Genomic DNA, 12,595 nt, shown 5'->3' with positions numbered 1-12,595 from the left:
CATATGGACTCAAGAAAGGGTCAGTCGGGCACTCGAATTAGTGATGGAAGTCATACGGCTCTCGATGGCTGGCCTTGATGCGGCCTGAGCCCCCACCCGGAGGCAAACCACGCTTGATCATCTCTAGATCGTGACCAAAGATAGCTGGGAACAGGCTCCGACTGCAAGAGCGGGCCGCCCGGGTGTGATGGATTGCTCTTGGAACAGCCTTTCCGCCGGACCCCAGCGGCCAGCCCCCTGGAACCTGGGAGGCTCCTTTAGGGCTTGGGATTCGAGACGCCTCCGAGGATACTTGGGTCAGATATGGCCCCGTCATTGAAAGCGGGCCCCGCCGTCAGCTGCGGGCGCCCGGACCCACCTCCCCGATTTCACAAGGAGTCCCCTATGTCCGTTGCTGAACAGAGCATCGCGGGCGCGGAAGCGCGCGGCCGCGGTTTCATGGCGTCCTCGGTCGGACGCAAGGTCCTGATGGCCGTCACCGGCGTCCTCCTCTTCGGATTCGTCACCGTCCACATGCTGGGGAACCTGACCTCCTACATGGGGGCCACGGCGATGAACCACTACGCCGAGTTCCTGCACACGATGATCCACGGCATGGGCATCTGGGTGTTCCGGGCGGTGCTGCTCAGCGCGGTCGGCCTGCACATCTGGGCCGCCGTGACCCTCACCCTCGACAACCGCGCCGCCCGCCCCCTGGGCTACCGCAACCAGCACACGCAGGCCTCCACCTGGGCCTCGCGCACCATGCGCTGGAGCGGCTTCATCCTCGCTGCGTTCATCGTCTACCATCTGCTCCACCTCACCACCGGCACCGTCCATCCCAACTTCGATCACGCGAACCCCTACGCCAACTTCGTGAACGGGTTCAAGGTTCCGGCGGCCGCTGGCTTCTACATCGTGGCCCAGCTCTGCCTCGGCCTCCACATGTGGCACGGCGTCTGGAGCTTCACCCAGTCGCTGGGCCTGGCGCATCCCCGCTACGACGGCCTCCGGCGGAACTTCGCCACCGGCCTGACCGTCCTCGTCGTGGGCGTGAACATCTCCTATCCCATCGCCGTCCTGACCGGCTTCATCCACTGATCCCAGGGAGCGCTCCATGGAACTCAATGCCCGAATCCCAGACGGCCCGATCGACAAGAAGTGGGAGAAGCACCGCTTTGATCTCAAGCTCGTGAACCCGGCCAACAAGCGCAAGTACAAGGTGCTCGTGGTGGGCTCCGGCCTCGCCGGTGGCGCCGCCGCCGCCTCCCTCGCCGAGCTCGGCTACGAAGTCGAATGCTTCTGCTACCAGGACAGCCCCCGTCGGGCCCACTCCATCGCGGCCCAGGGCGGCATCAACGCCGCCAAGAACTACCAGAACGACGGCGACAGCGTCTACCGCCTGTTCTACGACACGGTCAAGGGCGGCGACTTCCGCGCCCGCGAAGCCAATGTGCATCGCCTGGCCGAGGTGAGCAACAACATCATCGACCAGTGCGTGGGCCAGGGCGTACCCTTCGCCCGGGAATACGGCGGACTGCTCGACAACCGCTCCTTCGGCGGCGCCCAGGTGAGCCGCACCTTCTATGCCCGCGGGCAGACCGGCCAGCAGCTGCTCATCGGCGCCTACCAGGCCCTGGAACGCCAGATCGGCCTCGGCAAGGTGAAGATGTTCCCGCGCCACGAGATGCTGGAGCTGATCGTGGTGGACGGCGTGGCCAAGGGGATCATCACCCGGGACATGGTGACCGGAGCGGTCGAGTCCCATGTGGCGGACGCGGTCTGCCTCGCCACCGGCGGCTACGGCAATGTCTTCTACCTGTCCACCAACGCCAAGGGCTGCAACGGCACCGCCATCTGGCGCGCCTACAAGAAGGGGGCGGCTTTCGCCAACCCCTGCTTCACCCAGATCCACCCCACCTGCATCCCCGTCACCGGCGATCACCAGAGCAAGCTCACGCTCATGTCCGAGTCGCTGCGCAACGACGGCCGCATCTGGGTGCCCAAGCGCAAGGAGGACTGCGGCAAGCCCGCCAGCCAGATCCCCGAAGAGGACCGGGACTACTACCTGGAGCGCAAGTACCCCTCCTACGGCAATCTTGCTCCCCGCGATGTCTCCAGCCGCGCCGCCAAGCAGGTTTGCGACGAGGGCCGGGGCGTCGGACCCACCCGGCTCGGCGTCTACCTGGACTTCAGCGACGCCATCAACCGCCTGGGCGCCGCCAAGATCGAGGAGAAGTACGGCAACCTCTTCGAGATGTATGAGCGCATCACGGACGAGAACCCCTACAAGACGCCCATGCGCATCTTCCCGGCCAGCCACTACACCATGGGCGGCCTGTGGGTGGACTACAACCTCATGAGCACCATCCCCGGCCTCTTCGTCCTCGGCGAAGCGAACTTCTCCGATCACGGCGCCAACCGCCTGGGCGCCTCGGCGCTCATGCAGGGTCTGGCCGACGGCTACTTCGTGATCCCCTACACCATCGGTGGCTACCTGGCGGGCATCAAGCCCGGCACCCGCATCAAGGCTGACGATCCGGCCGTGAAGTCCGCAGAGCAATCCGTTTCGGAGCGGATGAGCCAGCTCATGTCCATCGGCGGGAAGGAGACCCCGGACCACTTCCATCGCGAACTGGGCAAGGTCATGTGGGAGATGTGCGGCATGGGCCGCAATGAGGCCGGACTCAAGAAGGCCCTTGAGCTCATTCCGCAGATCCGCGAGGAGTTCTGGAAGAACCTCTGCATCCCCGGCAGCGGCAACGACCTGAACCAGTCCCTCGAGACGGCCGGCCGCGTGGCCGACTTCCTGGAGATCGGCGAGCTGATGTGCCTGGATGCCCTCCAGCGCCGCGAGTCCTGCGGCGGCCACTTCCGCGAGGAATGGCAGACGGCGGAGGGAGAAGCCCTGCGCGACGATGAGAACTTCGCCCATGTGGCCGCCTGGGAGTACAAGGGCGAAGGCCAGGCTCCGGTGCGCCACACCGAGCAGCTCACCTTCGACAATGTCCACCTCGCGACCCGCAGCTACAAGTGAGGAACTGAGCCATGTCCAAGCACCTCAATCTCACCCTCCATGTGTGGCGGCAGAAGAACGCCAAGTGCGACGGAAAGTTCGTCGAGTACCCCGCCGAGAACATCAGCCCCGACATGTCCTTCCTGGAGATGCTCGACATCGTGAACGAGGGCCTCATCCGCAAGGGCGAGGAGCCCATCACCTTCGACCACGACTGCCGCGAGGGCATCTGCGGGACCTGCAGCATGGTGATCAACGGACGCCCCCACGGCCCCCGCGAGCGCACCACCACCTGCCAGCTGCACATGCGCAGCTTCAAGGACGGCGATAGCGTCACCATCGAGCCCTGGCGCGCCGAAGCCTTCCCGGTCATCAAGGATCTGATGGTGGACCGCGGCGCCTTCGACCGCATCATCGCCGCCGGTGGCTTCATCAGCGTGCCCACGGGTTCGCCCCAGGACGCCAACGCCCTGCCGATCCCCAAGGAGAAGGCCGAGCTCTCCATGGACGCCGCCGCCTGCATCGGGTGCGGCGCCTGCGTGGCCGCCTGCCCCAACGCCAGCGCCATGCTGTTCCTGTCCGCCAAGGTCACCCACCTGGGCCTGCTGCCCCAGGGCCAGCCCGAGCGCTACATCCGCGTCCGCGACATGGTCGCCCAGATGGATGCCGAGCAGTTCGGCACCTGCACCAACCACGGCGAGTGCGAGGCCGCCTGCCCCAAGGGCATCAAGATGGAAAACATCGCGCGCATGAACCGCGACTTCATCAAGGCCAGCCTCACCTACCGTCCCGCCACCACGAGTGGTGGCGCCGGTTGATCGCCCGCTTCATCCGCCTCAGACGCCCGGCATCCGCCGGGCGTTTTGTTTTTGGAGTCAGGTCGATGAAATCCGCTTTAGTCCCACAAACCAGCATCCACTCCAGGATGCGTACACATGCTCATCCCCAAAAAATAGTAAGGATACCTCATAGAACTTTAAGCAGTTACTCGTGAAATAAATTATTATAATTTACGAATAACGAAACAATATCGATCATAAAAGTAAAATCAACATGAAAACAAATAGAAGCCAGACGAGCTTTATGGTTACCACGATAAATGTTGTTGCCTGATTTACGTGTGATTTTCTCCTATTTTGCCTCCACTGTGTTCTATTTATCGATTCATAAAATTGTTTTGAGGAGTAAGCCTCAACAGCTCGTTCTCGCTTGGTATGGATCCATGAGCGCAGGAGAAGGCGCCTTGGGCGTCCACCCCGCTGCCGCAAAGATGATGCGATGATCGGTTGGAGTACGAGGTCATTGAGATGGAAAGCCCTTCAAGTCCAGCCCCCACCTCCTTCCAGCTGCTGACGGTGGGCGTGCCTGCGGCTGTGCGGCGGGCCCTTGGCCGGGCCTTCAGGGCGGTTGGGGAACCTGTCCCGAACTGCATTGACATCAGCGGCTGGTCCGAAGCGGAGCTGGACTCGTTCGTCTGCGGCCCTGGCGATGCGCTGCTGCTCTGGGGGCCTTCGGCGACGGAGGCCTGGCACATCCGGATCCGGACCTTCCGGACCCATCATCCCGACCTTCCCACCCTGGTGCGGATTCCCAAGGGCGATCCAGTCATCGGTGAGGCCATGCTGCGGGAGGGCTTCCACGAAATCTATGTGACCGCCGCCCAGGCCCCCGAAGCGCTCCGCCGCGGCAGGGCGAGGTTGATGGGGCCAAGGGGCCAAGCCCAGAGCGGTTCAGGTCCGGCCCGGGGAGAGGATCCCTACCGGTTCGACGGGCTCTTCCAGAACCTGTACGACTGGATCTACGTCGTGGGCATTTCCGAGCAGGGGGAGATGACCTTCGAGACCGTGAACCCGCCGCTCCACGCCTCGGGCAGTTTCCTCAATCCCGATTTCGCCGGCCGCTCGCCGGAGTCCTGCCTCACCAGCAGCAGCGCCGCCCAGCTCATCGCCCACTTCCAGCGGGTCCTCCAGGGCGGCACGCCTCTCCAGTTCGAGGAGGAGCACCCCATCGCCCGGGAGGTCCGCACCTTCCAGACCATCCTGACCCCCGTCCGGAACAAGTGGGGGCGCATCCACCGCATCGCCGGGATCTCCCGCGACATCACCGCCCTCAAGGTGGCCCAGGCGGAGCTGCGGGCCAGCGAGGAGCGGCTGAACCATGCCCTGGACGGCACCCAGCAGGGCCTCTGGGATCTGGACCTGGAAACCGGGAACATCTACCGCAGCCCGCGCTGGTTCGGGATGCTGGGCTACGAGCCGGGGGCCATCGCCTCCACCCTGCAGGCGGGCTTCGACCTCATCCATCCCGAGGACCGCCTGCAGACCGAAGCCGCCCTGAACGCCCACCTGGAGGGCCGGCTTCCGGGCCTCCAGGCGGAATACCGGCTTCGCACGCAGTCCGGCGACTGGCTCTGGGTCTTCGACGCGGGCAAGGTGGTCGCCTGGCGCGGCGATGGCCGGCCGGCCCGGATGGCGGGCATGTGCACGGACATTACGGAGCGGCGCCGCGCCGAAGAGTCCCTGCGGGCCCTGGTGGGGGGCGTGGTCCACGAGATCCGCAATCCGGTCTACGGCATCTCCATCAACCTCGACGCCCTGGAGGCCACCTTCGGCGAGGAACCCCGCTACCGTCCCTTCCTCCTGGCCCTGCGCGAGAGCTCCGACCGCATCCAGGGACTGATGAACGACCTCCGGGACTACGGCGAGCCGAGGACGCTCAATCCCGAGCCCTGCCGCGTCCGCACCCTGCTGGAAGATGCCCTCCGCTCCTGCGAGACCCTGCAGGTCAGCCGCGATTGCAAGGTGCGGCTGGCCCTGGAGGATGAGGCGCTGGTGCTGCCCTTGAACGCCCGGCGCATGCACCAGGTGTTCCGGAACCTCATCGAGAATGCCCTGCATCACTCACCCCCGAACGGGACCGTGTCGGTGCGCGGGCGGCACCTCCGCGACGAGGGCCACGACTGGTGGGCCTTCTCGGTGGAAGACGAAGGTTCCGGCTTCGACCCCGAGAGCCTGGCCAGGGCCTTTGAACCCTTCTTCACGCGGCGGAAGGGCGGCACCGGCCTCGGCCTGTCCATCGTGAAGCGGGTCGTGGAGGAGCACGGCGGGACCGTGGCCGTGGAGAACGCCGCCGGCGGCGGCGCCCGGGTGACCCTCAGGGTCCCCGCTCCCCGCCGCCGCATGGAACTGATTGGAGAGCCCCGTGGCTAAGCCGAAGATCCTGATCATCGAGGACGACCCCGCGGTGCGCCACGGCATGACCGCCTTTCTGCGCGCCAACGAGATGGACGTGGATGAATCGGACACCTGCCAGAAGGCCACCGAGCTCTTCCGCGGCGGCGGCTACGACGTGGTGGTGGCGGACTACAGCCTGCCGGACGGGACCTCCCTCGACCTGCTGCCGCAGTTCAAGCGGCTGAGCGAGGACACCCCCTTCATCATCCTCACGGCCCATGGCTCCATTGACCTGGCGGTCCGCGCCATCAAGGAGGGGGCCGAGCAGTTCCTCACCAAGCCCGTGGAATCCAAGACCCTCCTGGTGCTCGTGAAGCGCCTCCTGCAGCAGCAGCGCCTGCGCAAGCGCCAGGAGGTGGCCAGCCGCGAGCAGCCCGGCCCCATGAACCCCTTCCAGGGCGTGAGCGCCTCCATCCGGCGCCTGGAGGAGCAGGCGCGGCTGATGATCGAGTGGGACAGCCCGGTCCTGATCCTCGGCGAGACCGGTTCCGGCAAGGGCGTGCTCGCCCGCTGGATCCACGCCCAGGGGCCAAGGCGGGAAGAAACCTTCGTGAACCTCAACTGCGCCGGACTGACGCGGGAGCTCCTGGAATCCGAACTGTTCGGCCATGAGCGCGGCGCCTTCACGGGTGCCGTCGCCGCCAAGCCGGGTCTGCTGGAGGTGGGCCACCGGGGCATCGTGTTCCTGGATGAGATCGGCGACATGGATCCCGCCATCCAGCCGAAGCTGCTGAAGGCCCTGGAGGAGAAGACCTTCCGGCGCCTGGGGGATGTGCGGGACCGCCAGGTGGACATCCGCCTCATCGCCAGCACCAACCTCGATCTGGAGGAGATGGTCCGGGCGAAGAAATTCCGGGACGACCTCTACTACCGTGTGAGCACCCTCACCCTCCGGATTCCGCCCCTGCGGGAACGCGCCGAGGACATCCCCGTCCTCGCCATGACCATCCTCAGGAGCGTCTGCAGCCGCATGGGTCGCCCCGAGGTCCAGTTCAGCGCCCGAGCCTTGGAGGCCCTGAAGGAATACGCCTGGCCCGGCAACATCCGCGAGCTCGCCAATGTGCTGGAGCGGGCCATGATCCTCCAGAAGGGGGAATGCCTGGAAGCGGCCGACCTGGGCCTGGGCGGGCGGCGTCCGAGCCATGTCGCCACGGAGGCAGGTCTGGTGACGCTCAAGGAGATGGAACGCCTCCACATCGAGAAGGTGCTGCAGCGCAGCGGCGGGAATGTCACGGACGCGGCCCAGATCCTCGGGCTGGCCCGCCGGACCCTCTACGACCGCCTCAAGGCCCTGGGCATCGCCACCGGGAAGGACTGAGCGGAACCCCGCACTGAGGGTGCGGGATTCCGCTCAGGTGCACCGCAGGCCGCCCACGCCGGCCTGCGTAATTGGGTGAATTGCTATAAATTAACCACAAGGTCGGGAATGGCTCGACCCTTGCTCGACCTTGTCTGATCCTCGGCCCGTCCGGGGGCGGATGGTGCTCAATCCATCCGGAATGCGCCCTGGGCTGGCCCCGGGGCGACCCAGCCATAGGGAGGCACGCGCCATGATCAAGCCATTCAGGAACCTGCTTCTGGCCCTGGTGGCCGCGACCGGCGCCCTGGTCACGGCCGGGGACGACCCCGCGCCGCTCTTCAAGCAGAAGATCGCCGCCAACCCCGCCCCCAAGCTCGAGGAAGTGAGCGGCCGGGAATACAAATTCCTCGTGGATCCCGCCAAGGCCAAGGGCACACCCGCGGAGGCCTTCAAGGCCGTCTGGACCCAGGTGAAGGCCGCCGCCGCCAAGGAGGGCTTCACGGTCACCGAGAAGGAGAAGGCTCCGCTCAAGGTCGAGATGACCACCAAAGAGTATCTGGACACGGCGGACCAGGCCCTCTGGAAGCGGGGCTACCTCATCCGCATCACCACCAAATACAAGGCCGGCATCGCCGACGCGAACGGCAAGGTGACCGTGAAGGCCATCCACGAGGAACTGGCCAAGACCTTGGCCGCGCCCCTGGAAGTGGTGGGCGTCAAGGGCGAGCAGGAGTGCCAGGACAATGTCGGGCCCGGCCCCAAGGGCCAGCTCGTGGGCTACATCGAGAAGGGCGCCAGTTTCTCGGTGCCACTGGACGACCTCGGGAGCCTCACCCTGGGCGACTTCGGGAAGTACATGCCCGAGCTGCTGAAGCTCGGCCTGCCGGCGCAGACGCGCCTGGTTTCGAGCAAGGCCTACTCCTACCGAGTCCGCCCGGGCTATGTGGTGCTGCCGGGCACCGAGCCCTGCGGCGTCTCCATGGAAGGCTGGGCGATGAAGGAAGACGGCCCGATCTTCCTCTACGACTTTTCCTACGGATACGAAGACTTGACGCTCTACGAGAGCCCTGAGACCCACCTCCAGGGCGAACGGTTCCTGAGCAAGGTCCTGCGCGGCGACCTGGCCGGCCTGGCGCTCGCCGATGACGGCAAGTGGGGCGGATCCAAGGTGCGCGTCTTCATGAAGCGGCCCATCGGTCAGTAGCCAAGGGCCCCCATTCACCCCTTTCGAAGGAGAACCCCCGCGATGCGAATGTCGCTCACCCCATCCCTGCTGCGGACAGCCCTGGTCTGCACCTTCCTCCCCGCCTTCGGCGGCCAGGATCCCGACCTTCTGGACAAGCAGTACGGCACCCTCCAGCAGCCCGCCTACATCAAGCACTACGAGGCCGACAAGGGCGGAAAGGTCCTGCTGAACCCCTACCTCCAGGTGGCCACGAAGGATCACCCCGGCATCCTGAATCCCAAGCACGCGCCGTACAACTGGGTGATTGATGCGGAAGGCCGCGTGGGCATCATCCAGGAAGCCGCCCATCCCCTAGGTCGCACCTACGAAAAGGGGTTCTACCGACCCGAGGACAAGTCCAAGCGCAAGCCCGGCACCACGGAGAACTACGGGCATGTCTCGGCCCTGGCGGGCGGCATGGGCCGCATCAGCGGCGAGATCCTCTACGACAAGGGCACGAACACCTTCACCGTGAACAACAAGTCCGGCCGGTATTCCAAGAACAACGCGGACCGCACCCCCGAGCAGCTGGTGAATGCCGCCGCGCTGATCCGCGAGGTTGTGGATCCGGGTTCCGCCACCTGGGGCCCGGTGTTCTACCTGCTCGAATACGCGCCCGAGGATATCCGGGAAGAGAGTCTGAAGCGACCTGATGTGGCCTATGACGATGCGGCCAAGAAGAGCCGGCCGCACCTCATCGTGATGCCCGCGGCACCGGCGACCCCCAAGGCCGCCAAGCCCGCGGCCAAGGTCGAAGAGGCCGAAGCCAAGCCCGCCGTCGCCGCACCGAAGGCTCAGGCTCGCGCTCCCAAGGCCGAGCCCGTGAAGGGGAAGAAGGCCAAGAAGCCCAAGGCGGCCAACAACGACGATCCGTCCTGAGGCATGTCTGGACCGCGCCTTCCAACCATTCCAAGGAGTTGAGCAGAGATGAGAAAGACACCGCTAGAAAAGACCGTTGCCACCCTGTTCGGACTGAGCCTGGCCCTTTCCGCGACCTGGGGACTGAGCGCCCTTCCTCTATCCGGCGCCGAACCTGGGCCCGGGGTAACCCCGCAGGTTTCCGTGCTCAAGGGGGAGAAGAACTTCTTCACGGGCTATGACACCCACAATGTGGATGGTACGGTCAACGCCGTGATCGAGATCCCCGCGGGCAGCACAGCCAAGTACGAAGTCAGCATCAAGACCGGCCTCATCGAGCTGGAGCAGAAGAACGGCGCGCCCCGGTTCGTCCAGTATTTGGGCTATCCCTGCAACTACGGCAACATCCCCCGCACCATCCTCTCCAAGGAAAAGGGCGGCGATGGCGATCCCGTGGATGTCCTGGTGCTTGGCTCCGCGATTCCCACCGGATCCGTGGTGAAGACCCGGCCCATCGGGATCCTCAGCCTCGTGGATGGCGGCGAGATTGACGACAAGGTCATTCTCGTCCTGGAAGGCAGCCCCTTCGCCAGCTGCAAGAGTGTGGACGAACTGGACGCGAAGTTCCCCGGGGCGACCACGATCCTGAAGACCTGGTTCACCTCGTACAAGGGGCGGGACAAGAAGGGCAACCTGATCCTGAGTTCCCCCGGATTCAAGGGGCGCGCCGAGGCTATCCGGCTCATCGGGGATGCGGCCCTCGACTACGAGCGGTCCGTGGTCACCGAGGCCGACAAGCGGGCCCTGGACGAGAAGGGCAACCCCCGCCTGTACCGCTGGGCCGGCGCCAAGAACCTGGGCGAGTGATCGCCGCGTCATCAGGAGTGCCCATGTCAGTCACCCATTGGCTCATGCCCATCGCCCTGGTCAGTCCCGTCCTGGTGGCCCAGGACACCCGGGAGGTCGAGGCCTTCGTGAAGGAGGCCGTCAGCTTCGTCAAGGCGAATTCCCGTGATGCCTTCCTGAACGAGGTCTCGCGCCCCATCGGGCGGTTCAATGTCCAGAAGACCAAGCGGCTCTACCTCACGGTCTACGATCTCGACGGCAAGGTCATCGGCCACGGCAAGAAGACCCAGGAAGTGGGCGGCAACCAGTTCGCCGCCAAGGACAAATCCGGAAAGCTCTACATCCAGGAGCGGATCGGCCTCGCCCGCAAGAAGGGTGGCGGCTGGGTCGAGGAGACGAAGATCAATCCCGCCAACATGCAGACCCAGGTGAAACGGACCTTGGTCGCTTTCCAGGGCGGCATGGTCATCTGCTGCGGCATGTACGAAGGTTAGCCGGGTCCTCCAGCCAGGCTGATCCCCGGGGGGAGCGAGTTTATCGCTCCCCCCTTCCAGTAGGAGGCCCCCATGCTCCGGTCCCTGCTGCTCTCCTTGATCCTGAGCCTCGCCCTTGGGGCCCAAGACACGGTGGTCGTGTTCCTCCGGCACGCGGAGAAGGCCCACCGGGGCGATACCGCCCTGCTGTCAGCCCAGGGCCGTCGCCGAGCGGACGCACTTCCCTGCGATCTGGCGGCCTACCATCCGACGGCGCTGTTCGCCTCGAACCTGATCCGCACCCAGCAGACATTGACGCCCCTGTCGCAGCAGCTCGGTCTTCCGATCCGAGTCTACGAACGGGGAAGCGAGGGCGCGCTCGGTCGACACCTTCTCATCCAGCATGCGGGTCAGGTCGTGGTGGTCTGCGGCCACTCGGACACCCTCGCGGATCTGGTGGGCGCCCTGGGGCACCCGGACGCCTTTCCGGAAGTTGCGGGGTTCGATCGCTTCTGGGTGCTCCGGGTCAAGCCCGGCGGCGGAACGCCGGGCCTGGAGGAATGTCGCCAGCGGCCCCTGCCCCCGGGTCCGGCGTCCGACCAGGAAGCCAAGCCGTGAGGCCGTCGGTCACAGCCCTTCTGCTGGCCACGGGCCTGCCTCTGCTGCCCTGGGGACCGGAAGGCCACCGGTTGGCCGCGGAGGCCTCTCTCTCCACCCTGCCGCCTGGCCTCCAGAGCTGGTATGCCGGGCGGGAGCCGGAGTTTCTCCTGGCCGCATTGGAGCCAGACCTATGGAAGGACCAGGATCCCGCTGAAGTCGGCCGCCACCGGATCTACAGTGAAACCTATGGGGGCGCCGCCCAGGTGCCGCTGACCGCCGCGAAAGCCCGCAGCCAGGTGAGTGCCTGGGCCTTCGAGCAGAGCGGTCAGCTCCCCTGGGTGATCGCCGAGCGGTACGCCCTCCTCGTGGAAGCCTTCCAGTCGAGGCGGCCCGAGGCGGTGGTGACGGCCAGCGGATGGCTTTGCCATTATGTCGCCGATGCCCAGGTGCCCCTCCACACCACCCGGAACCGGAACGGCAAGCTGACCGGGCAGAAGGGCGTGCACCGGCGCTGGGAGATCGATCTATTGCGCCAGGGCGTCGAGAGCCTCCCCGATCTCCGCCTGGCCGCGGTGCCCGCGGATCTTCCCCGCGCTGTGTCCAGCTGGGTGGTCGAGAGTCATGCCCTCGTGCCAGCCCTGCTGGCGGCGGACTCGGCACCCCTCCGACAAGGCTTCCGAAGGTCCCCTTCGGCGGAGGAAGGCCCATGGCACGAGCAGAAGGCGGTGGCTGAGCGGCAGCTCCGGCGATCCGCCGAACGCACCGGCGACCTCCTGCTGGCGGCCTGGGTGGAGGCTGGGCGCCCTTCGCCGCGCTGATGCCGACCCAGGGGCCCCCGCCCTTTCCGCGAGCGGAACCCCGCATGGGGTGTGCGAGATTCCGCGCAAAGCCATTGCCGCAGTACGGATGTCGATGTCCTATCTAAAGGCAATCAAAGAAATTAACCTTCTGGTAGAGAATGGCTCGGGGCTTGCTGTTGAAGAAACGGCCCCGGGTCCACGCCAGGGGCGACACATCTACTCCCCCACCGGCAGGCCCGCGTGACCTGCGTTCAAGCTCACCTAG

11 protein-coding genes are annotated in these 12,595 nt (G+C 65.7%); all 11 read left to right on the top strand.

All coding sequences use genetic code 11. From position 1 onward, the window contains the following. Positions 1–384: 384 nt before the first annotated feature. The 11 genes from QUD34_RS06770 to QUD34_RS06720 all read left to right on the top strand — a co-directional run bounded on the left by QUD34_RS06770 (position 385) and on the right by QUD34_RS06720 (position 12,348). Complete coding sequence (locus QUD34_RS06770) at positions 385–1,080, top strand: succinate dehydrogenase cytochrome b subunit (RefSeq protein ID WP_286355841.1); 696 nt, start codon at positions 385–387, stop codon at positions 1,078–1,080. A 16-nt stretch (positions 1,081–1,096) separates the two neighbouring features. Next, on the top strand, positions 1,097–3,016 hold the full coding sequence (locus QUD34_RS06765; protein ID WP_286355840.1) for a fumarate reductase/succinate dehydrogenase flavoprotein subunit: 1,920 nt from the start codon (positions 1,097–1,099) through the stop codon (positions 3,014–3,016). 11 nt (positions 3,017–3,027) lie between these two features. Continuing rightward, complete coding sequence (locus QUD34_RS06760) at positions 3,028–3,813, top strand: succinate dehydrogenase/fumarate reductase iron-sulfur subunit (protein WP_286355839.1); 786 nt, start codon at positions 3,028–3,030, stop codon at positions 3,811–3,813. Between the two features lie 489 nt (positions 3,814–4,302). Beyond that, complete coding sequence (locus QUD34_RS06755) at positions 4,303–6,204, top strand: ATP-binding protein (RefSeq protein WP_286355838.1); 1,902 nt, start codon at positions 4,303–4,305, stop codon at positions 6,202–6,204. Beyond that, a complete protein-coding gene (locus QUD34_RS06750; protein WP_286355837.1) occupies positions 6,197–7,546 on the top strand; it encodes a sigma-54-dependent transcriptional regulator in 1,350 nt (449 codons plus the stop codon). The genes QUD34_RS06755 and QUD34_RS06750 overlap by 8 nt, the downstream gene beginning before the upstream one ends. Before the next feature lie 232 nt (positions 7,547–7,778). Next, complete coding sequence (locus tag QUD34_RS06745; protein ID WP_286355836.1) at positions 7,779–8,732, top strand: hypothetical protein; 954 nt, start codon at positions 7,779–7,781, stop codon at positions 8,730–8,732. 42 nt (positions 8,733–8,774) lie between these two features. Next, entirely contained in the window at positions 8,775–9,632 is an 858-nt protein-coding gene (locus tag QUD34_RS06740; protein WP_286355835.1) for a hypothetical protein, read from the top strand. A 183-nt stretch (positions 9,633–9,815) separates the two neighbouring features. Further along, positions 9,816–10,478: an inorganic diphosphatase gene (locus QUD34_RS06735; protein WP_286355834.1), complete on the top strand. Its 663-nt coding sequence runs from the start codon at positions 9,816–9,818 to the stop codon at positions 10,476–10,478. 23 nt (positions 10,479–10,501) lie between these two features. Further along, positions 10,502–10,951 carry a cache domain-containing protein gene (locus QUD34_RS06730; RefSeq protein ID WP_286355833.1) on the top strand — a complete coding sequence of 150 codons (450 nt, stop codon included), beginning with the start codon at positions 10,502–10,504 and terminating at the stop codon, positions 10,949–10,951. Between the two features lie 72 nt (positions 10,952–11,023). Beyond that, complete coding sequence (locus QUD34_RS06725) at positions 11,024–11,548, top strand: SixA phosphatase family protein (RefSeq protein WP_286355832.1); 525 nt, start codon at positions 11,024–11,026, stop codon at positions 11,546–11,548. Next, positions 11,545–12,348, top strand: coding sequence for a zinc dependent phospholipase C family protein (locus tag QUD34_RS06720; RefSeq protein ID WP_286355831.1), 804 nt, complete (start codon positions 11,545–11,547; stop codon positions 12,346–12,348). Before QUD34_RS06725 ends, QUD34_RS06720 begins: the two co-directional genes overlap by 4 nt. Positions 12,349–12,595 lie beyond the last annotated feature (247 nt).

It is taken from the genome of Geothrix oryzae (genome assembly GCF_030295385.1).
GTDB classification, from domain to species: Bacteria; Acidobacteriota; Holophagae; order Holophagales; family Holophagaceae; genus Geothrix; species Geothrix oryzae.
The sequence above is the reverse complement of the archived record's forward strand: the minus strand, read 5'-3'. Positions and strand labels throughout refer to the sequence as shown.

Coding starts and splice junctions, on each gene's coding strand:
- QUD34_RS06740 (WP_286355835.1), top strand. CDS start 8,775: ATGCGAATGTCGCTCACCCCATCCCTGCTGCGGACAGCCCTGGTCTGC.
- QUD34_RS06765 (WP_286355840.1), top strand. CDS start 1,097: ATGGAACTCAATGCCCGAATCCCAGACGGCCCGATCGACAAGAAGTGG.
- QUD34_RS06755 (WP_286355838.1), top strand. CDS start 4,303: ATGGAAAGCCCTTCAAGTCCAGCCCCCACCTCCTTCCAGCTGCTGACG.
- QUD34_RS06770 (WP_286355841.1), top strand. CDS start 385: ATGTCCGTTGCTGAACAGAGCATCGCGGGCGCGGAAGCGCGCGGCCGC.
- QUD34_RS06745 (WP_286355836.1), top strand. CDS start 7,779: ATGATCAAGCCATTCAGGAACCTGCTTCTGGCCCTGGTGGCCGCGACC.
- QUD34_RS06760 (WP_286355839.1), top strand. CDS start 3,028: ATGTCCAAGCACCTCAATCTCACCCTCCATGTGTGGCGGCAGAAGAAC.
- QUD34_RS06730 (WP_286355833.1), top strand. CDS start 10,502: ATGTCAGTCACCCATTGGCTCATGCCCATCGCCCTGGTCAGTCCCGTC.
- QUD34_RS06725 (WP_286355832.1), top strand. CDS start 11,024: ATGCTCCGGTCCCTGCTGCTCTCCTTGATCCTGAGCCTCGCCCTTGGG.